The following is a 19,593-nucleotide window of genomic DNA, read 5'->3' as shown; positions in this document are numbered from 1 at the left end:
GGATGAGGGCTCGGTAAACTCTCAACGATCTCAATGGTAGCCGGTGCCGGCGATGTAATCGTGCAGCACCTGCTCGGTGCGCAGCGATTCCTCTAGCCGATGCTTGACGACGTCACCGATGCTGATCACGCCGACCGGGGTGTCGCCATCCATCACCAGCACATGGCGCGTGCGCCAATGGGTCATGATCCCCATCACCAGGGGCAATCCGTCATCGATCGAGCAGGTCGCCACCTTGCGGTTCATGATCTCGGAAACCAGCATCATCGGCGCTTCGCTTCCGTATTCCGCCACGGCGTTGCAGCAGTCGCGCTCCGACAGCGCGCCCAGATACTCCCCGGGCGAACGGGCGACGACGACGAAGCCGATATTGTTGTCCCGGAACACGCGCAGCACGTCCACCATCGTGTGGTTCGGCGTGACCGCGATGATGTCGGGCGCCTTGCCTTTCAGAATGTCGCAGACAAACATCCGAGCCTCCTCCCTGTGCGCTCAGGCCTGAAAGCCTCTAGTCCTTCACCTTCGCCGGATATTCCGCCACCAATTGTAGCCTTGCGGCTCGCTCGTCTCGACCAGCACGCCGGCCTCGGTGTTCAGCCGTGCCGGAACCACGCCCCCGCCGGTGGCGGCCTTGCCGGGCTTGGCGAGCAAATCCTCGCGCCCGACCACCAGCTCGGCTGAGGAAAAGCTCGAGAATTCGTATTCCTGGCCAAGCGCGATCGCATCGGCCGGGCAGGCGTCCTCGCACAGGCCGCAGAATAGGCAGCGGGCCGTGTCGATCTCGAATTTGGCCGGGCGCCTGTTGCCCTTCTCGTCCTCATAGGGGACGACCTCGATGCAGTAACAGGGGCAGATCCGCGCGCAGAGCTCACAGGCGACGCATTTGATCTCGCCCGCTTCGTCGCGCTTCAGGAAATGATGCCCGCGATAGCGTGCATAGGGCAGCCATTTCTCCTTGTCGGGATATTGCATGGTCACGGGCTTGGAGACCATGTAGCCGAAGGTCAGCGCGAGCGCGTTCGCGAGATCGGCGAAGAACGCCCAGCCGATCCATGATCCAAACCTGTGGTCCATAGCGCGCGACATCGCCGCCTCGCTGGGGGAACGCCCTATCTGTCAAAGGAAAGCGATCCCGGTGATGATTATGTTCGCCAAGGACAGGGGAAGCAAGACTTTCCACCCGATCGCCATGAGCTGGTCGTAGCGGTAGCGCGGGAAGGTGAAGCGGAACCACATGAACAGATAGATGAAGACGGCGACCTTCAGTGCGAACCAGAGCAGCGGCGGCAGCGGGATGAACACGCCGTTCCAGCCGCCGAAGAACAGGATCACTGAAAGTACCGAGACCAGCAGCATGATGGCGTATTCGCTGACCATGAAGAAGGCGAAGCGGATGCCGCTGTATTCGGTATGGAAGCCGGCTCCCAGATCGCCTTCCGCCTCCGCCAGATCGAAGGGGATGCGCTGCGCCTCCGCCAGCCCCGCGACGAAGAACACGAAGAAGCCGATCGGCTGATAGACGATGTTCCAGACGCCCGCCTGTGCCCGCACGATGTCGATGAGGCTCATCGATTGCGCCAGCATGACCACGCCGATGACCGCAAACCCCATCGGGATCTCGTAGCTGATCATCTGCGCGCAGGTCCTCAGGCTGCCCAGCACCGCATATTTGCTGTTCGCCGCCCAGCCGCCGAAAATCACGCCATAGACCTCGATACCGATCACCGCGAAGACGAAGAGCAGCGCCACATTCATGTTCGAGGCGTAGAGCGTGATCTCGCGGCCGAGGACCGAGACGGTTTCGCCGAAGGGGATCGCGACGAAGACCACGAAGGGCGGGGCGAGCGCCAGGATCGGCGCGAGCTTGAACAGGAAGCGGTCGGCCTCAGCCGGGATATGGTCCTCCTTGGTCAGGAGCTTGATCCCGTCCGCCACCGGCTGCAGCAGCCCGTGCCAGCCGACGCGCATCGGCCCCATCCGCTGCTGGATATGCCCGGCGATCTTGCGCTCCAGCCAGGTCAGGGGCAGCGGCAGCAGCAGCAGGATCGCGATCAGCAGCGCGACCTTGAAGGCGATCAGGCCAAGGGCGAGGGCGAGTTCCATGATCCGCGCCGATCTCTCCAGCGGGCCATGGGCCGCGCTCGACGGCGAAACAGTTTTGGCAAGGATATCACGCTCTTGCCGCGATTGCCCATCTGCATCTCGCTAAGCAGATTCCGGAAAACTGTCCCACGGTTTTCCGACAAGAATCTGCGACAAGACAAAGGCCTCAGCAGACCATTCGTTGGCTTGCCAAGGAATGGTCTGCTGAGGCGGTTTGAGGAGGCTCCGCCGCTGGATTTGGGTTAATCTTGTCGCAGGCGGGCTTCCGGGAAAATGAGGGGCTGTAGGCAGCAGCGTCAGGGAGGTGCCCCATGCAACTCGGTTCAAGCAGCTTCGCGGCTGGCGCGACGATCCCGCGGCGCTTCACCTGCGACGGAGACGATGTTTCGCCGCCGCTCGACTGGAGCGGCGCTCCGGCAGGAACCCGCAGCTTCGCGCTTCTCTGCGATGATCCCGACGCTCCTATGGGAACCTGGCATCATTGGGCGATGTATGACATCGCGGCCGATCGCACCGCGCTGGAGGAGGGCGCCGCCAGCCGCTCCGGCTCCGGCGGCTTCAAGCAGGCGATCAATGATTTTCGCCGGCCGGGTTACGGCGGGCCCTGTCCGCCGCCTCGCCACGGCCCGCACCGCTATCATTTCCGGCTGCTTGCGCTCTCGGTCGATCATCTGTCCTTCGGCCAGGTTCCGGCATGCCGGGAGGTCGAGCGGGAGGCTCGCAAGCACCTCCTCGCCGAGGCGGTCCTGGTCGGGGTCTATGAGCGCAGATGATCGCAAGGAGACGACACGCGGCGACGATTGCCCGCGTTTCTTCTCTTCGGGAAGGCGAGGAGGGCGCGGACCTGAGCGGTCGCAGCGGCCTGCCTGAGAGGCAAAATGCGGATCGTTCTCTCCGGCGACGTGATGACCGGGCGCGGCATCGACCAGGCGCTTCGGAGGCAATGAACTGACGTCTGAAGGTGCCGCCACGCGGTCGGAAATGGTTCTGCGCTCTATTGCGCAACCTGGGAGACGGCCGACATCAGCTCGTCCGGGTTCGGCGCCCCGAACATGTAGCGCCCACCCTCCGGAACCTCGGTGAAGCACCAGCGGACGATGCCTTGCCGGTCCAGCAGGAACTGGCCGATAAGCTGACCAAGGCCTGTCGCTTTCATCTGCTCGTCGGCTTCGGTCACTTCGTAGCCGTCTTTCTGATCCAGATATCCCGACGCAGCAAGCGGATCCATCGGCCCGGGAGTCTCGCCCGGAATCTCGACCTGCATGCCCAGCACGGCAGCCATCGAGACCTTGTGTGGCCATGCCGTCTCGTTCTCCGTGAATTCGAGATTGGGGAGGCCAAAAGCCTGGTGCGAGGCTCGCCCGGGATCAGAGGCGGCAAGAAGATTAGGGATCGGATGATAGCGGAAATAGAGGCGTGCACGCTCAATCGGGGTGTTGACCACGGTCAGGCTCTCGACGCCCTTTGCGCGCAGGGCCGGGTCGAGTTGCGCCTGGGCGGCGATGTGGCGCCGGCAGAAGGCGCAATGCAGGCCGCGGAACAGACCGACCAATACCGGTTTTTGACCGCGAAAGTCGTCGATCGCGATCTTACCCTCGCGGGTAATTGCGTCGAGCACGACGTTCGGTGCCTTGTCGCCCGGTTGAAGAGGCCCCATGTCGGTGCGCACATACATATCGAGCCTCCTCCGTCCGTCAGTCGAGGAAAGGCAGCACCACCAGCGCTTCCGGATCGAGCCCATGCTGGGCGCAAACATCCTGCGCCAGGGAAAAGTAGCGGTCGGCCTCTGCCAGATTGTCGAGGTCGAGATTGAGCGTTGCGAGGCCATCATAGCATGGAAAAAGCAGCTGCGGTTCGCCTGTTTCGCGTGCGACTTCGAGCGCCTCGTTAAAGAACCGGGCAGCGATTTCGGTTTGTCCTTGGCACTGGTGGATTTGCCCGAGCACGATCAACGGTACCGACAAGTGCTCGCGCTGATCGAGTGCACGGTCGATTTCCACCGCTTTCTCGGCCGCCGGAACGCCCTCCGTCGGGCAGCGATCCGTAAACGTGCAGCAGGCGACCGCCAGATTGGTGAGGAGGCGCGCCTGGAAACCCAGGTCGCCGATACGCCGTGACACCTCGAGGCCGCGCCGGCAAACCTGGATTGCTCGGGCCGGGTTGATCGTCGTGTAGAGCACGCTGAGGTTGGTATAGCCGCGGCAGGCGGCGCCGGGGAGGCCCGCGGCCTCGGCCACCTGGATGCTTCGCTCCACCTCGCGCACCGCTTCGCTGTTCCGCCCAAGTCGCGCCAGCGCGACACCTTTGGTGTTGAGCGCTTCGGCAGTCGCAAGCGCTGCTTCTCGCTCGATTTCGGAGGCATGAGTGCCGGTCACGGCGCGCGCGAATTCGAGCGCCTCGTCGGCCCATTGCGCGGCGCGAGCGTGATCACCGGTCCGGAACGCCAGGTGACCGCGCTCCTGCCAGAGATGCGCCTGCTCAATCGGCGCGTCTGCTCCGTCGAGGAGCAGCGCGGCTTCGGCGTAGCGAGCTTCGGCCTTGTCGCGCTTGCCGGCATCCCAGAGCAGCCGGCCGATCTTGCGAAGAATTCGGGCCGACGCGACACGGTCGTCATTCTCGTGAAATGCCCGCAACACCGTCTCATAGTGCTCATGCGCCAAGCTTCGGCGACCGGCCGGACCACACAAGTCGGCAATGCGCTCGCCGAGTTGCAGGCTGAGCGGTGTCGGTTCGGTTGTCGCCAGAGCCGCGAGCGCCTGTTCGTAGAAGCGAAGAGCGTCATCGTTGGCATAGATCATGCGGGCGCGATCGCCGGCTTGGCGAAGGTAATGCGCACCTTTTTGCCGCGCCGCGCTCAGCCCGAAATGATGACCGAGCACGGTGAGATCCTCGAGCCTTTCGGGGTCCGCACCGCACAGGGCTTCGAAGGCCATGCCGATCTGCCCGTGCATTTCCTCACGCCGTTGCAGCAGGAGGTTCTGATAGATCACGTCCCGCAGCAATGTCTGCGTGAAGCGGTAGCCGTGTGAGGAGATCGAGCCTGCCCCGGCAACCTCCTGGATGATTTCTGCATCGCACAGCAGCTCGAGGCCCACTTCAAGCCTGGAGCGATCAGCGGTCACCGCTTCGAGAAGCGTCGCGTCGAAGCGCGGGCCGATGACGGCAGCTTCATGCGCGATCCGCCGCGCCTCCGAAGGTAGTCGGTCGACGCGGGTGAGCAACATCGCGTGAATTGTCTCGGGAATGCTGACCGCCGCTTCATCCGTCACCACCCGCCATTGCTGGCCGTCGCGCTTCAACACGCCGAGTTCGATCAGGCTGCGCACGATCTCCTCGATGAACAGAGGGTTGCCGCCGGCGCGCTCAAGGATCTTATCGGGGAGCGCGCCGGCGGAGCTTGCCCAGTCTTCGCCGAACAGCGCCGCCAGCAGGCGGCGTCCGTCGGTATCGCCGAGCTGCGACAACCTGAGCGCGGTATGGCTGATCCGGCTTGAGTCGAGATGGTCGTTTTCCAGTGCGGGACGATGCGTGACCACCAGCATCAGCCGTTTGCGCTCCAGCTTGTCCATCACGAAGCGCAATGCCTCGAGCGAGACGACATCAGCCCAATGCAGATCTTCGACGACGATCAGCAGCGGCGACAGAGACAGGCGCCGTTCGATGATCGTGCGGACTGCGTGGAGGATTTGTCGGCGCAGTTGTTCAGGCTCAACATGCTGCAAGGCGGCTTTGGGGTCACTCAAGCCGAGCACATGGTAGAGCAGCGGCATCAGCCGCTCCGGCTCCTCGCCTTCCAGACCTAGATCTCCCAGCAAGGCCGCGAGCTTCACGCGCATTTCATCGGGAGCATCGTTTTGCATGATCCCGGCAGCGCTGCGTACAACGGCGCCGATAGCGCCGTATGACTGTTCACCCAGCGACGAGCAGGCAGCCTGCCGCACGGCCACGTCTCGAAAGCGGTCCTCGCAGCCGACCCGGGCGACGAACTCGTTCACCAGTCGCGATTTCCCGATGCCGGCCTCGCCGACGAGGCGGAGAAGCTGCGCCGATCCAGCGCAGGCCCGGTCAAGGCTCGCCAGCATCTGTTGCAGCTCCGAATCGCGGCCGATCAGCGGCGTGCTGAGGCCGAGTACCTCAAGCCCGCGCGCTGGACGCGGTGAGGCGAGCGGACCACCCAGCCGATTCACCAATAGGCTGCCGGACCGACCGCGAAGCGTAACATCGCCGAGCGACTCGTAGGAGAAGGCATGCCGGGTCAGCCGGTAGGTAAGCGGACCCACGAGTATCTCGCCTGGGGCGGCCAGTGACTGCAGCCTTTGCGCCGTGTTTACCGTGTCGCCGGTCACTGAATAGGATTTCGCAGCGCCGACTCCCAATCCTCCAGCAACGACCGGTCCGGTGTTTATGCCGATGTGGAGCACCATCTTCGGGCACGCGGCAGCAGAGCTTTCGCCGAGCCGCGCAGTGCGAGCGAGCATGTCGCGGGCGGCGCGGAGCGCGCGTTCCGGATCGTCCTCATGCGCGACCGGTGCGCCGAACAAAGCGAGCAGGGCATCGCCGATGAATTTGTCGACGAAACCACCGAAGCTTTGGACCGCCGCGGTCAATTCCCTGAACAACTCGGTCTGCAGCGTCTGCACGACCTCGGGGTCGAGTTGCTCGCTGAGCGTGGTGAAGCCGCTGAGGTCGGCGAACAGGATTGTTACTGTCCGGCGATCGGCATCGGAGGCAAGGCGGACGGGCGCATGTCCCGTTTCGATTTCCGGAAGCGGTGGCGGCGGCCGGGGAGGCGACGCAGCGGTTCGGCTCAGCGCGGGCGCAGCCTGATGGATTGCGTTCGCCGTCGTGTGGGCTCCGCAATTCGGGCAAAATGCGAAATCCGGAGCGCAGGGATAGCCGCAGCTAGCGCATGGCGCAGGCTGGCGCAGGCCACATTTCGGGCAAAAAGTAAAGCTGCTCTCGATCTGGAAGCCGCAGCCCGAGCAATCCATCGACCAAGACCTCGCGGGGGCCGCAAAAGCATGGTCCTGCCTCACCCCTTGCCAAACGGCCGTTACAAGGTTGAACCGATAACGGTCAGCCCGCAAGCGGCGAGCTGACGCCGGTCAAGCATGGCTGGCTGTTGGCAAGGCGCTCCAGCCCCGACAGTCAATGCGTCTGGGATCGACCTTATGAAAGACGCCCGGTTTGAGCCGGGCGTCGTATCGAGGATTGCCGAACTTTTCCTACCATCGCGGCAACACTATGCCTCGATTTTCTCAGTAGGTCGAAGCGAAATTTTACTCAGTGACTGGCCTAAATTATTGATATTATTGTAGTCTGATTTGTGGATTCCAATGTCTAGCCCCCGGGCGACGCCGGGCTACTATCCACCGGCTGGCGGATGAAATGGCCTGGATTGACCTCGAGCAGCGCCGTCGGCGCTGCCTGCCAGCCGACCTTGCGGATCGGGCTCGGCAATTCGTCGACGGCGAGCTCGCGCCTGAGCCCGCGCCGGCGCGGGTCGGGGACCGGGACCGCCGCGAGGAGCTTGCGCGTATAGGGATGGCGCGGATCGGAGAAGACCGCCTCGCGCGGGCCGATCTCGACGATTTCGCCGAGATACATCACCGCGACGCGGTGGCTCACGCGCTCGACCACGGCCATGTCGTGCGAGATGAACAGATAGGCCAGGCCGAGCTCGGCTTGCAGATCGAGCATCAGGTTCAGCACCTGCGCCTTCACCGAAACGTCGAGCGCCGAGACCGCCTCATCCGCCACCACGAGCTTCGGCGACAGCGCGAGCGCGCGTGCGATCGCGATGCGCTGGCGCTGGCCGCCGGAAAATTCATGCGGAAAGCGCGCGCCCATCTCGGGCGCCAGCCCGACACGGCGCAGCAACTCGGCGACGCGTTCCTGCGCCTCGGTGCCCTTGGCGAGGCCATGCACCAGGATCGGCTCGGCCAGCGCGCTGCCGATGGTCTTGCGCGGGTTCAGGCTGGCGAAGGGGTCCTGGAAGATCATCTGCATATTGCGTCGGATATCGAGCAGGTCATGCTTGCCGAGCCGGGTGACATCGCGCCCGCCGAAGCGGACCGTGCCGGATGAGGGCTCGATCAGCCGCAGGATCGAGCGCCCGGTCGTCGACTTGCCGCAGCCGGATTCCCCGACCAGCGCCAGCGTCTCGCCGCGCTGCAGGGTGAAGGAGACGTTCTCGACCGCATGCACCCGGCCGCGCAGGCGCCCGAGCACGCCACCGCGAATGGCGAAACGGGTCGTGAGCTCGGAGACCTCGAGCAGTGGCGGCTCCCCGGCCTTCACCGTGTCGGCCGCTTCCACCGGCTTGCCGCGCACCTCGCCATGTTCGGGGTCGATGCGCGGGAAGCGCAGCGGCCGGGCATGGCCTTGCATGTCGCCGAGCTTGGGCACTGCCGCGAGCAGCGCCTTGGTGTAGCCATGGGCGGGGGAGCCGAAGACCTGCGAGGCGGGCGCGTCCTCTAGCTTCTTGCCCTTCCACATCACCACGACGCGGTCGGCGATCTCGGCGACGACACCCATGTCATGGGTGATGAAGAGCACCGACATGCGCTCTTCGTCCTGCAAGGTCTTGATGAGCTGAAGGATCTGCGCCTGGATCGTGACGTCGAGCGCGGTGGTCGGCTCGTCGGCGATGAGGAGCTTCGGCTTGCAGGCCAGCGCCGTCGCGATCATGACGCGCTGGCGCATGCCGCCGGAGAGCTGGTGTGGGTAGTTGTCGAAGCGCGTCTTAGCCGAGGGAATCCGCACCTTGTCGAGCATGCGCAGCGCCTCGGTCTTGGCCGCGCTGCCGGCGAGGCCGCGGTGGTAGCGCAGGGCTTCGGCGATCTGGAAGCCGACGGTGAGCACAGGGTTGAGGCTCGTCATCGGCTCCTGGAAGATCATCGCGACATCGTTGCCGCGGACCTTGCGCATCTCCTCCTCGCTGAGCGCGAGCAGGTCGCGGCCTTCCAGTGCGATCTTGCCCTGGATGCGGCCATTGGTGGCGGAAACCAGCCGCATGATCGAGAGCGCGGTGACGCTCTTGCCCGAACCGGACTCACCGACGATCGCGACGGTCTCGCCGGGGGCGACATCGAAGCTCAGATCCTCAACGGCCCAGCGCCATTGCCCGCCGACGCGGAAGGCGGTCTGCAGGTTCTGGACGGAAAGAACGGGGGCGCTCATCGCTCGCCCTTCAGCTTGGGGTCGATGGCGTCGCGCAGGCCGTCGCCGAGGACGTTGAGCGCGAAGACGACGATAAGGATCGCGAGGCTTGGCGCCAGCACCAGCCAGTAGCTGTCGAGGATGTTCTCGAAGCCCTCGCGGATCATGCCGCCCCAGGTCGCCGTCGGCGGCTTCACGCCGAGCCCGATGAAGGCGAGCGAGGCTTCCGTGCGGATCGCATTGGCGAGCCAGAGCGAGGCCATCACCAGGATCTCGGGAAAGATGTTGGGCAGGATGTGCCCGGCCATGATCCGCGCGTCGGAGAAGGCCAGCGCCCGGCCGGCGCTGATATAGTCGCGCTCCTTCACCGTGATCGTCGGCGCCCGCGCGATCCGGGCGAAGGAGGGGATCGAGGTCAGCGCGATCGCGATGGTGATGTTCTCCATCGACGGGCCGAGCATGGCGACGAGGATCAGGCCGAGGATCAGCGAGGGGAAGGCGAGCAGGATGTCCATCGCCTGCATCACCACGATGTCGAAGCGCCCGCCGTAATAGCCGGCGAGAAGGCCGATCAGCGAGCCGGCGACCATGGCGATGACGGTCGAGGCGATGCCGATCACCAGCGAGATCCGGGCGCCGTAGAGCAGTCGGGAGAGAATGTCGCGGCCGAAATAGTCGGTGCCGAGATAGTAGTCCTCGTGAGGCGGCTGGAGCCGCGACAGGATGTTCTGCTCCAGCGGGTCATGCGGGGCGATGACTGGTGCCAGCGCGGCGGCGAGGATCACGGCGACAACGATGGCAAGACCGACCCAGGAGGTCTTGTTGGCGTTGAAAGCCCCGATTGTGGCCTTCAGCCAGCGCAGCCGGGGCGGGGCGATGGGGGCGGTATCATGGACGGAGGTGCTCATGACAGCTTCACCCGGGGGTCGACGAGGGCGTAGGTGATGTCGGTCGTGATGTTCACCAGAACGACGATCAGCGTGTAGATCACCATCATGCCCTGCAGCATGGTGTAGTCGCGCTGGTTCAGCGCGCCGACGATCAGCTTGCCGAGGCCCGGCCGGTTGAAGACAATCTCGGTCAGCACCGAATTGCCGATCAGGATGCCGAGATAGAGCCCGACGATGGTGATGATCGGGATCAGCGCATTGCGCAGCGCATGCCGCCAGACCACAACGCGCCAGGGCACGCCCTTGGCGCGGGCGCTGCGGACATAATCCTCCTGCATCACCTCCAGCATGGCCGAGCGGGCGACGCGGGTGATGTAGGCCGCCATGATCAGCCCGAGATTGAGCGCCGGCAGCGCCATTGACTGGAACCAGGCAGAAGGCGAGCCCTGGCCGGCGCTGATTACCGGAAACCAGCGCAGCATGATCGCGAAGACGATCAGCAGGATGATCGCCGAGACGAAGGGCGGGAAGGAGAGGCCGATCAGCGAGGCGATGCGAGTGACGTAGTCCGGCATGCGGTTGCGATTGACCGCGGCCCAGACGCCGAGCGGCACGCCGATGATGATGCCGATCGCCATCGAGACCAGGGTGAGCTCGATCGTCCAGGGCAGGACGGCGAGAACCTCCTGGATCACCGGACGGCCCGTGACGAGGGAGACGCCCCAGTCGCCGCGCACGGCACCCGCGAGGAAGGAAGTGTATTGCTCGGCCATCGGCACATCGAGGCCGAGCCGCGTGCGCATCGCGGCGATGGCGGCGGCATCGGCCTGGTCACCGAGGATCACCTGCGCGGGATCGCCCGGCACGATGCGCACCACGACGAAGACAAGCGAGAGCACCGCCCAGAGCGTGACGACGGCGAAGCCGAGGCGTTTGACGAGGAAGGCGCTCATGATTTCGCCTCTGTCGACGGGGCAATGGATCGGAAGAACAGCACGTTAATCGCCTCACTCGGAACCATTACCGTCATCCCGGACAAGCCGCAGAGCGGCGCTGATCCGGGATCCATCGTAGAGCGCAGAGGCCTCCGATGGATCCCGGATCTCCGCTTCGCTGCGTCCGGGGTGACGGCGTTCCTCACCCCGGACACATGGCTCACTTGGTGAAGCGCGTCGTCTCCAGCACCGGCGGGCCGAGATTGAGCGAGGCCTTGAGCTCGTAGCCGAGGTCGAGGCTGTCCTTGTAGGCCCAGAGCTGCATCATCTCGTTGACCGGCACGGCACAGACCTCGGCGATGATCTTCTCCTGCGCCGTCTTCCACAGGGCGAGCTGCTTGGCCTTGTCCGTCTCGGAGCGGGCCTGGTCGATCTCGGCGTCGGCCACCTTGCAGTGCGAGAAATTGGTCACCGCAGTCGGCGTCTTCACGATCGCCCGCGAATGGAAGAATTGCGAGAGATAGACGTCCGCCACCGGGAAGCGCGCCGCCTGGAAATGCACGACCTGCGACAGGTCCTGCCGGATCTGCTGGTGGAAGGTCGCGTGCTCCACCGGCTGGATCTCCAGGGTGATGTTGGCGCGCTTCAGCAGGGCCTGCACCGCTTCGGTGAAGCTCAGCATCGAGGGCAGGGTGGTGTTGATCGCTTTGATGGTGATGCCGTTCGGGAAGCCGGCCTCGGCCAGAAGCGCCTTCGCCTTGGCGAGGTCATAGGGCAGGAGCGGCGCCTTCTCATCCGTGCCGAGATAGCCTGACGGCACCACCGAGACGGCCGGGCGCGAGATGTTCTTGCCACGGAACTGCCAGATCGCATTGCGGTCGATGGCATGGGCGATCGCCTGCCGGACTTTGAGGTTGTCGAGTGGCGGCTGGCTGGTGTTGAGGTGCAGCACCGACATCTCGGCCGGGCCCATCGCCACCACCTTGACGCCGGGCAGCGCATTCATGCGGTCGACCCAGGCCTGCTCCTGGCGACCGAGCATCATGTCGAGCTCGCCGGATTGGAAGGCGAGGTCGCGCGAGGAGTCGGAGGGGATGAAGCGGTAGAGGATCTCGGTCAGCTTCGGCTTGCCGCGGAAGTAGTTCGGGTTGGCGACGAGCTTGGCGTATTGCTGCGGCACATATTCGGAGAACATGAACGGGCCGGTGCCGACCGGCTTCTTGGCGAAGCCATCCTTACCCAATTCCTCGGCAGCCTTTTTACAGACCATGTTGCCCCCATGGTAGTTCATGACGATGCCGAGCAGGCTGGGGATCGGCTCCTTGAGCGTGATCTTGACGGTGTACTTGTCCGGGGCCTCGATCGACTGGACGGCGCTGTAGTCCGACGAGAAGGCCGAGCTTTCCTTGGTGGAGGCCCGCTTCAGCGAATAGACGGCATCCTCCGAGGTGAATTCACCATAGCCATGGTGGCACTGCACGCCCTGGCGCAGCTTGAAGCTCCATTCCTTGCCGTCGGGCGAGGCGGTCCAGCTTTCGGCGAGGTCAGGCTCGATGAATTCCGGCGAGAGCTCGCCGGGCTTGATCCGCACCAGCCCGTTGAACATCCATTGCAGCATCGCCTTGCCCGGCGTGCCGGAATTCAGATGCGGATCGAGCACGCCCGCATCGGAGCTTTGCATGCCGACGGTCAAGACGGTCTTCTGCGCGAGGGCCGGCCCGGCCATCAGGGCGCCGGCCAGCAAGGCGGCGAGGATCGAAACGGGTCTCTTCATGGCTCTTCCCCTGCTTTTGTCGTTGAGCGTCGATAATCGTGATCCGGCATCGGCCCGTCCGGGGAAGGTGGTTCCCCCGGTTCCGGCGCCGCTAAAGCGTGTCCTCCAGCCTGCAGTTGACCAGCAATTCCGCGACCGTGGCATTGTTGGGCAGCGCCAGGACGGTGGCAACCAGCTGCGCGAGATCGGCCGGCTGGGTCATCGCCTCCGGCGGCAATGCCGTGCTCGAAGCCGTCATGTCGGTGCGCACGAAGGAGGGGCAGAGCGCCGTCGCCCGCACGCCCTTGTCCCAGGCGATGCGCCGCGCCGCATGGTTGAGCGCGATCATTGCGTGCTTTGTCATATTGTAGGCGACATGGTCGTTGCGCACGCGCTTGCCCGAGAGCGAGGCGATATTGACGATGCGGCCGGTGCCGCACGCTTCGAGATGCGGCAGGGCGCAATGGATCAGGTTGAGCGGTCCCTTGCAGTTCGCGGCCCAGATCGCATCGAGCGCGGCTTCGTCGGGCGTGCGCAGCGTCATGGCGCTATGCATGCCGGCATTGTTCACCAGCCCGTCAATCCGGCCGAAGCGGGCTGCCGCCGCATCGACCCATGCGCGTTGGCTCGCCCAGTCGCCGGCGTCGTAGCGGGCGATATGGACGCGCGCGGCATCCCAGCTTGCGCTCATCGCCTTGAGGGAATTGAGGTCGCGCCCGCCCAGGCTGACGCTGTAGCCCTCGCCATACAGCACCTCGGCGACGGCGCGGCCGATGCCGCGATTGGCCCCGGAAATCAGGATGACGCGTCCCTTAGGCGGCAGCATGGCGGGCGGTGTCCTATCCGTGCAGGGTCAGTTCAGCGTCCCGTCGCCGGCCATCGGCGAAGCGGTTCAGCCGGAAGGGGGAAAGACCGAAGCGCGGCCGGCGCGACAGGGCGAGATCGGCCAGGATCTCGCCGGTCACCGGCCCGATGCCGAAGCCGTGGCCGGAGAAGCCGGCCGCGACGACGAGCCCGTCGAGGCCGGTATCGGCATCGATCGCGGGCAGGGCATCCGGCGTGAGATCGATCAGGCCGCCCCAGAGCCGGGCGATGCCGGCCTCCGCCAGCGCCGGCAGGATCTGTGTCGCGCGGGCGATCAGCGCCGCGACGTCGCGGCTGCGCGGGGCGAGCGAGGCCTCGTTCCAGCCGGCCGGATCATGCGGCCAGTCGCCGATGCCGGTGGTGACGCGCAGCCGCCCGTCGATCTCCTGCCGCCCGGCGCAATCCGCATTGGCAACGCCGAAGACCGGGGCGAGCAATGGTGGCAGCGGCACGCTCTGCATGACGCAGACAAGCTTGACGGAGAGCGGCAGGGCAAGCCCGAGCGGTTGCAGCAGCTCCGGCGTATGGATGCCCGCCGCCACGATGACGCAGCCGGTGGGGATGGTCTCGCCGGTCTGCGTTTCGACACCGGTGATCCGCTCACCCGCGCGGGTCAGCGCGCGAACCGGAACGCCCTCGCGGACGATCGCACCATGCCGGCGGGCGGCCTCGGCATAGGCGCGCACAGCCGGAACCGGATCGGCATGGCCGTCGCCCGGACAGAAGGAGGCGGCGAGAATGCCCGGCCCGATCGCAGGAGCCTTCGCCCGCACCGCCGCATTGTCGGGCAGGTACGCGATGGTCAGGCCGAGGTGGCTCTGCTGCTCCACCAGCTTCCGGATGACCTCGACTTCCGCCTCGGTGCGCGCCAGCCGCAGATTGCCCTGCCGGCGATAACCGGTCGGCGCGTCGAGCTCGGCGTCGAGACCGCCCCAGCGCTCGACCGCGGCCTTCGCTAGCGGCAGTTCGGCAGGGTCGCGTCCCGATTGGCGGACGCCGCCGAGCGTCCAGCTTGACGCCATTGCCGCCAGCCCGCGCGCTTCGAGCAGCGTCACGGAATGGCCCGCCCGCGCGATCTCGTAGGCGGCAGAAACCCCGCTGATTCCGCCTCCGACGATGACGACGTCCGGCATGGCAGCGTCCGGTTTCAGGAGAGATCGACGCTGATGCGCTGCTCGGGCTGGTCCGGATTGCGCCGCTTGTAGGCGGTCACCTCGAATTCGACCTTGAGCTCGGGCTGACCGAGCGGCGTGCAGGTCGTGGTGTTGGCCGGGTCGATGTCCTTGAACTTGCGGCCGACCACCTCGCCGACCGCCTCCATATCGGCAATGTCAGGCACGAAGACCTTGACCGCGACGACATCCTTCAGCGAGGCGCCGACGGCGGCGAGCGCGCCCTCGATGTTGCAGAAGGCCTGCTCCGCCTGCCCCTTGGCGTCGGACGCGATAGCGCGGGTCTTGTAGTTCCGCCCCGCGGTGTTCGAGACGAAGATCATGTCGCCGGCGACGACCACCCGCGAATAGCTGTTCAGCGTCTCGTATTTGCTGCCGGATTTGACTTTGACGATCTCGCTCATGACGGCCTCCGGAAGGGGCGACCTGCGCTGCCGGATGGCTCGGACCGGAAGGCATCCAATCGCAGGAATTGGTATATACCATTCGAGTTGTTTTGGGCTGTCAAGGACGTGCTCGCTCGGAAGCGTCGCGCGGCCTGATCGCACTCGATGCCTCGCCGGCGAGCGCTGCAGGGACATGATGTTTCTGCAGCTGGATCAGCTCCGCAAGACAACACGCGAGTCGCGCGGCTCGCGCGAAACGGTCCTGCTGGATCCGCATTTTTCTTCCCATTTCCGCTCACCGCGCATCCGACCATGAAACGCTGCGGAAGCATTGACAACTTGGTATATACCAAATCATTCTTCCCGTTCGGCGCTCAAGCCGCCAGAACAGGGAGGGGTATTCGATGGTGTCGATCTCTCGCCGCAGCCTGCTCGCCGCCGGCGCAGGCTTGCCTCTCCTGGGACTGCGAGCCCAAGCCCAGGCCGGGAGCAAGGTGCTGCGCTTCGGCCTGTCGAGCTTTCCGCCCAGCCTGCAGCCCTGGCTCCATACCGGTACGGCCGCGCTCACGGTCAAGCTGCTCGTCTTTCGGGGGCTGACCGGCTTCGACGAGCGAGGCGAGGTGAGGCCCGAACTGGCCGAGAGTTGGGAGCGCGAGGGTGAGACCGGCTGGGTCTTCAAGCTGCGCCAGGCGAGCTTCCACAACGGCAAGCCGGTCACATCCGAGGATGTGAAATGGACGCTGGAACAGGTCGCCGCGCCGAATTCGACGGCCTTCCTGAAGGCTGAGTTCAGTGGCGTCGAACGCATCGAGACCCCCGATGCGCGCACCGTTCGCATCGTCATGAAGCAGCCGACCGTGACGTTGCCGATCTGGCTCGCCAGCCCGCATATGCCGATCATCGCCAAGGATTCGATCGAGGGCCGGGCCGGGCTAGGCGTCGGCGCGGGGCCGTTCACGATCAAGGCGCAGGAACGCGGCGCCTCGATCGAGGTCGGCAAGTTCGACAAATATTACAAGCCGGGCCAGCCGAAGCTCGACGGCATCAGGCTCGTCGCCTATGCCGACGAAAACCTGCGCGTCGCCGCGCTCCAGGCCGGCGATGTCGACCTCATCGAATACGTGCCCTGGCAGTCCATGGGTACGATCGAGAAGGATTCCCGCCTGCGGCTCGTCGCGGTGGATGGCCCCTTCATGGGGTTGAATTTCAACGGCGGGGCCGGCCCGTTCAAGGATGTGCGGCTACGCCAGGCGGTCGCCCATGCCATCCGCCGCGAGGATATCGTCCAGGCCGCCTTCTTCGGCCGGGGCAGCAAGCTGGAAGGCATCCCGATCCCGCCGAGCAGCCCCTATTTTGACAAGGCCCGTTCGGAATACTGGAACTACGACCCGGCCAAGGCGAAGAAGCTGATGGCCGAGGCCGGGGTGCCGAACGGCTTTTCCTGCACGCTGCTGTCGACGGCGCAGTACGGCATGCACAAATCGACCGCGGAGGTCGTGCAGGCCAATCTCGCCGAGATCGGCATCGAGGCGAAGCTCAACCTGCCCGACTGGGCCGCGCGCGTCGATCTGGCGGGGAAGGGGCGCTATGACTTCATGGTGCAGGGCACGACGGCAGACAACAACGATCCCGATGGGCTCGCGCCGCTGATCGACGGCGACCTGCCAGCCAATATGGCACGAAGCTGGCAGCTTCCGACGCCGGAGATGCATGCCCTCTTCGCCAAGGGGCGAGCGGAGTTCGACCCCGCCAAGCGCAAGGCGGTCTATGCCGAGCTGGAAAAATACGCCCTGGAACAGGCTCCGCTCGTCGGTCTCGCCTGGCGCGCGCAGGGCTATGCCATGGTCACGGGCCTGACAGGCTTCAAATGCTATCCGGGTGGAACGAACTTCTACTCGGCCTATTCGCTCGACGAGGCTGCGCTCTCCTGAGGGGCGGTAATCCAACAGATCTTGCCGGCTTCCCCGTCATTGCGAGGAGCGTAGCGACGAAGCAATCCAGAGGGACTGGGTGAGACGTTCAGTCCGGTCCCCCTGGATTGCTTCGCTGTGCTCGCAATGACGGTGGCGGCTTCGAGAACCCTTCGCTCACCCCGCGCGAGTTGTCCGCTCTAGCCGCGCGAAGCGTTCCAGCCGGAAGGGTTTTGGATCGATCATCGGCGTACGGCCGCTGACCAGATCGGCGATCAGCCGGCCTGCGCCGGGCCCGATGCCGAAGCCATGGCCCGAAAAGCCGCTGGCGATGAAGAAGCCGGGCAGGCGCGGCACCTCACCGATGACCGGGACGGCATCGGGCGTGGCGTCGATCAGCCCGCCCCAGCTCTCCTTGACCTTCAGATTGGCGAAGGCGGGGAAGGCGGCCGTCAAGTTGCGCCGCGCCTCCTGGAGGATGGACTCGGACGGTTTCGGGTCGAGGATGCGCATGCGCTCGAAGGGCGTTTCCGCGTCGAGCGACCAGCGCCGCTTTGTGCGGGTTTCCGCCAGGAAACGGTCGCCGAACCTGAGCCGCAACTCATGACGCTGCTTCACGAGCGAGGGCAGGAAATCGAAGAACAGCCGGAAACTGTCCGGCACGATCTCGGCGACGCTCGCGCCCCGATGGGCGATGGTGTAGCCGCCGTCCTGCCGCTTGCGGAAAGCGAAGTCCGAGGCACCGACGGCGTGAACGGGCGGGCCGTCCAGAGGTTCGGTCCGGAACACCGAGCCCAGGATCTTGAGCTGCGGAAAATCGATGCCGAGATTGCCGAGGAACAGCCGCGACCAGGCGCCGCCCGCCAGGACGACGCGCTGGCAGGCGATCGGGCCGCGCTCGGTGACGACGCCGCTGACGCGCCCGCCTGCGGTCTCGATACCGCGCACCGCGCAGCGCGTGAGGACCGTTCCGCCATGGCGGCGCAACGCCTGCGCCATCGCCGGCACGGCCTTCTGCGGCTCGGCGCGGGCATCGCTCGGGGTGAACAGCGCCCCGGCGAAGGCGCGCTTGCCGCCGGGTAGGACGGCGTCGATCTCGCGCGTGCTCAGCAGCCGCGAGTCGAGCTGGTAGGATTTGGCGTGGTCGAGCCAGGCCTCGTGCTCGGCCAGCTTGGCGGCCGTGTCGGCGACATAGACGATGCCGGAGCGGGTGAAGCCGGTATCGCCTCCGACCAGCCGGTCCATGTCCTCCCAAAGCCGCATGCTTTCGAGGCCGAGCGGGATCTCGCCGGGGTCGCGCCCCATGACGCGAACCCAACCCCAGTTGCGCCCGGACTGCTCGTGGCCGACCTCGCCCTTCTCGCAGACGGTGACCGAGATGCCCTCGCGTGCCAGGAAGAGCGCCGTGGTGATGCCGATGATGCCGCCGCCGATCACGACGACGTCGCTGGCGGTCGGAAGGGACGGGTCCGGTTCTATGGTCTCGATGGTAATGCCCATCACGGTGGCTCCGGCGGCGAGAAGGAAGGGGCGATGGAGGCGGGTTGACCGGTCGCCCGCAGCACAACCGGCCGATCCGGGGGGCGCTTATGGGCGGGAAGGGGGCGCGGAACTGCGGAAGACGACGTGATGGGGATGGTTGACCGATCGCATGTATTCGACAGGCCGGCCGTCTCCGTCGCGCGCCACGATCCGCAGGACGAGCGTCGGCGAGCCCGGCGCCAGCGCGAGCGCCTGAGCCTCACGTTCCGTCGCTGTGCCGACGCTGATCTCGCGGTCGCGGATACTGATCTCGATGCCGTAGCGCTGTCGCAGCAATTCGTAGAGAGACTGGCCGCTGAGCAGGTCCTCGGCCGTCAGGCCAGGGACGCGTTGCATCGGCAGATAGCTCGTCTCGATGCAAAAGGCTTCGTCGTTCACGCTCCGCAGCCGGCGGGCCATGATCAACTCCGTGCCCGGCGGCACTTCGAGACGCTGGGCCACGCTTTCGGTCGCGGCCTCCTCGGCGAAGTGCAGCAGCTTGCTGCCGGGCTCGCCGCCGGCGTTGCGGATGATGCGGGTGATGCCGAGGGAAGCCGGCGCATCGATCGGCCGCGACACCTGGACCAGGGGGATCCGCGTACCGCTGGTGCCGTTGCGCTCCAGGACATTGCGCTCGACCAGCCGGTCGATCGCCTTGCGGACCGTCATGCGGTTGATGCCAAGCGTTTCGGCGAGGGTCCGTTCCGAGGGAATCCGGTCGCCCGGGCCGTAATCCGGCCCGCCGATGAGGTCGAGGAGATAGTCCTGCACCTCGACATAGATCGGTTTCACCCGCTTCAGCGGCTTGGGCATGCCTTGCGTCTCTGGGTCGTGTGTCTCTATCGGCGGTCGTCCGTGCCGTGGCCCGCGCTCTGCATCTTTAAGGCGAAACGCCCTC

16 protein-coding genes are annotated in these 19,593 nt (G+C 65.5%); 2 read left to right on the top strand and 14 right to left on the bottom strand.

Going from position 1 to position 19,593, the window contains the following annotated elements:
- Positions 1–30: 30 nt before the first annotated feature.
- The 3 genes from FQV39_RS06120 to nuoH are packed head-to-tail and all read right to left on the bottom strand — an operon-like array spanning position 31 to position 2,103.
- Positions 31–471, bottom strand: a complete 441-nt coding sequence (locus FQV39_RS06120) for a CBS domain-containing protein (RefSeq protein ID WP_149129479.1) — start codon at positions 469–471, stop codon at positions 31–33.
- 45 nt (positions 472–516) lie between these two features.
- Positions 517–1,086 carry an NADH-quinone oxidoreductase subunit I gene (locus FQV39_RS06115; protein ID WP_149129478.1) on the bottom strand — a complete coding sequence of 190 codons (570 nt, stop codon included), beginning with the start codon at positions 1,084–1,086 and terminating at the stop codon, positions 517–519.
- 30 nt (positions 1,087–1,116) lie between these two features.
- A complete protein-coding gene (gene nuoH / locus FQV39_RS06110) occupies positions 1,117–2,103 on the bottom strand; it encodes an NADH-quinone oxidoreductase subunit NuoH (RefSeq protein WP_149129477.1) in 987 nt (328 codons plus the stop codon).
- 311 nt (positions 2,104–2,414) lie between these two features.
- Here nuoH and FQV39_RS06105 point away from each other — a divergent pair, with 311 nt between their 5' ends.
- Complete coding sequence (locus FQV39_RS06105; protein ID WP_149129476.1) at positions 2,415–2,876, top strand: YbhB/YbcL family Raf kinase inhibitor-like protein; 462 nt, start codon at positions 2,415–2,417, stop codon at positions 2,874–2,876.
- 221 nt (positions 2,877–3,097) lie between these two features.
- On the opposite strand, the gene FQV39_RS06100 is transcribed toward FQV39_RS06105, so the two are convergent.
- The 9 genes from FQV39_RS06100 to FQV39_RS06060 all read right to left on the bottom strand — a co-directional run bounded on the left by FQV39_RS06100 (position 3,098) and on the right by FQV39_RS06060 (position 15,282).
- Positions 3,098–3,778, bottom strand: coding sequence for a redoxin domain-containing protein (locus tag FQV39_RS06100; RefSeq protein WP_149129475.1), 681 nt, complete (start codon positions 3,776–3,778; stop codon positions 3,098–3,100).
- A 19-nt stretch (positions 3,779–3,797) separates the two neighbouring features.
- Positions 3,798–7,094 carry an adenylate/guanylate cyclase domain-containing protein gene (locus FQV39_RS06095; protein WP_149129474.1) on the bottom strand — a complete coding sequence of 1,099 codons (3,297 nt, stop codon included), beginning with the start codon at positions 7,092–7,094 and terminating at the stop codon, positions 3,798–3,800.
- A gap of 349 nt (positions 7,095–7,443) precedes the next feature.
- Positions 7,444–9,285, bottom strand: coding sequence for an ABC transporter ATP-binding protein (locus FQV39_RS06090; RefSeq protein WP_149129473.1), 1,842 nt, complete (start codon positions 9,283–9,285; stop codon positions 7,444–7,446).
- Complete coding sequence (locus FQV39_RS06085) at positions 9,282–10,172, bottom strand: ABC transporter permease (RefSeq protein WP_149129472.1); 891 nt, start codon at positions 10,170–10,172, stop codon at positions 9,282–9,284. Before FQV39_RS06085 ends, FQV39_RS06090 begins: the two co-directional genes overlap by 4 nt.
- Positions 10,169–11,107 (bottom strand): ABC transporter permease, encoded by a 939-nt coding sequence (locus FQV39_RS06080; RefSeq protein ID WP_149129471.1) that lies wholly within the window; start codon positions 11,105–11,107, stop codon positions 10,169–10,171. The genes FQV39_RS06085 and FQV39_RS06080 overlap by 4 nt, the downstream gene beginning before the upstream one ends.
- A gap of 202 nt (positions 11,108–11,309) precedes the next feature.
- The gene (locus FQV39_RS06075; protein WP_149129470.1) at positions 11,310–12,863 is read right to left on the bottom strand and encodes an ABC transporter substrate-binding protein; all 1,554 of its coding nucleotides are present in this window, start codon (positions 12,861–12,863) and stop codon (positions 11,310–11,312) included.
- Between the two features lie 91 nt (positions 12,864–12,954).
- On the bottom strand, positions 12,955–13,668 hold the full coding sequence (locus tag FQV39_RS06070; RefSeq protein ID WP_149129469.1) for an SDR family NAD(P)-dependent oxidoreductase: 714 nt from the start codon (positions 13,666–13,668) through the stop codon (positions 12,955–12,957).
- Positions 13,669–13,681: 13 nt separating this feature from the next.
- Positions 13,682–14,839, bottom strand: a complete 1,158-nt coding sequence (locus FQV39_RS06065) for an NAD(P)/FAD-dependent oxidoreductase (RefSeq protein WP_149129468.1) — start codon at positions 14,837–14,839, stop codon at positions 13,682–13,684.
- A 14-nt stretch (positions 14,840–14,853) separates the two neighbouring features.
- Entirely contained in the window at positions 14,854–15,282 is a 429-nt protein-coding gene (locus FQV39_RS06060) for a RidA family protein (protein ID WP_149129467.1), read from the bottom strand.
- A 386-nt stretch (positions 15,283–15,668) separates the two neighbouring features.
- On the opposite strand from FQV39_RS06060, the gene FQV39_RS06055 reads away from it, so the two are divergent.
- Positions 15,669–17,195, top strand: coding sequence for an ABC transporter substrate-binding protein (locus FQV39_RS06055; RefSeq protein ID WP_149129466.1), 1,527 nt, complete (start codon positions 15,669–15,671; stop codon positions 17,193–17,195).
- Positions 17,196–17,351: 156 nt separating this feature from the next.
- Here the strand turns inward: FQV39_RS06055 and FQV39_RS06050 are convergent, their stop codons facing one another.
- Together FQV39_RS06050 and FQV39_RS06045 are read right to left on the bottom strand one after the other, a co-directional pair.
- A complete protein-coding gene (locus tag FQV39_RS06050; protein WP_472840626.1) occupies positions 17,352–18,677 on the bottom strand; it encodes an NAD(P)/FAD-dependent oxidoreductase in 1,326 nt (441 codons plus the stop codon).
- A gap of 84 nt (positions 18,678–18,761) precedes the next feature.
- Positions 18,762–19,508, bottom strand: coding sequence for a GntR family transcriptional regulator (locus FQV39_RS06045; protein WP_149129464.1), 747 nt, complete (start codon positions 19,506–19,508; stop codon positions 18,762–18,764).
- Between the last annotated feature and the right edge of the window lie 85 nt (positions 19,509–19,593).

This window comes from Bosea sp. F3-2 (assembly GCF_008253865.1).
Lineage (GTDB): Bacteria > Pseudomonadota > Alphaproteobacteria > Rhizobiales > Beijerinckiaceae > Allobosea.
Note: the sequence above shows the minus strand (reverse complement) of the source record. Positions and strands in the feature narration are given on the sequence as shown.

Bases quoted from the DNA above. Each gene is read 5' to 3' on its own strand.
- FQV39_RS06120 (WP_149129479.1), bottom strand. From the start codon at position 471: ATGTTTGTCTGCGACATTCTGAAAGGCAAGGCGCCCGACATCATCGCG.
- FQV39_RS06115 (WP_149129478.1), bottom strand. From the start codon at position 1,086: ATGTCGCGCGCTATGGACCACAGGTTTGGATCATGGATCGGCTGGGCG.
- nuoH (WP_149129477.1), bottom strand. From the start codon at position 2,103: ATGGAACTCGCCCTCGCCCTTGGCCTGATCGCCTTCAAGGTCGCGCTG.
- FQV39_RS06105 (WP_149129476.1), top strand. From the start codon at position 2,415: ATGCAACTCGGTTCAAGCAGCTTCGCGGCTGGCGCGACGATCCCGCGG.
- FQV39_RS06100 (WP_149129475.1), bottom strand. From the start codon at position 3,778: ATGTATGTGCGCACCGACATGGGGCCTCTTCAACCGGGCGACAAGGCA.
- FQV39_RS06095 (WP_149129474.1), bottom strand. From the start codon at position 7,094: ATGGATTGCTCGGGCTGCGGCTTCCAGATCGAGAGCAGCTTTACTTTT.
- FQV39_RS06090 (WP_149129473.1), bottom strand. From the start codon at position 9,285: ATGAGCGCCCCCGTTCTTTCCGTCCAGAACCTGCAGACCGCCTTCCGC.
- FQV39_RS06085 (WP_149129472.1), bottom strand. From the start codon at position 10,172: ATGAGCACCTCCGTCCATGATACCGCCCCCATCGCCCCGCCCCGGCTG.
- FQV39_RS06080 (WP_149129471.1), bottom strand. From the start codon at position 11,107: ATGAGCGCCTTCCTCGTCAAACGCCTCGGCTTCGCCGTCGTCACGCTC.
- FQV39_RS06075 (WP_149129470.1), bottom strand. From the start codon at position 12,863: ATGAAGAGACCCGTTTCGATCCTCGCCGCCTTGCTGGCCGGCGCCCTG.
- FQV39_RS06070 (WP_149129469.1), bottom strand. From the start codon at position 13,668: ATGCTGCCGCCTAAGGGACGCGTCATCCTGATTTCCGGGGCCAATCGC.
- FQV39_RS06065 (WP_149129468.1), bottom strand. From the start codon at position 14,839: ATGCCGGACGTCGTCATCGTCGGAGGCGGAATCAGCGGGGTTTCTGCC.
- FQV39_RS06060 (WP_149129467.1), bottom strand. From the start codon at position 15,282: ATGAGCGAGATCGTCAAAGTCAAATCCGGCAGCAAATACGAGACGCTG.
- FQV39_RS06055 (WP_149129466.1), top strand. From the start codon at position 15,669: ATGGTGTCGATCTCTCGCCGCAGCCTGCTCGCCGCCGGCGCAGGCTTG.
- FQV39_RS06045 (WP_149129464.1), bottom strand. From the start codon at position 19,508: ATGCCCAAGCCGCTGAAGCGGGTGAAACCGATCTATGTCGAGGTGCAG.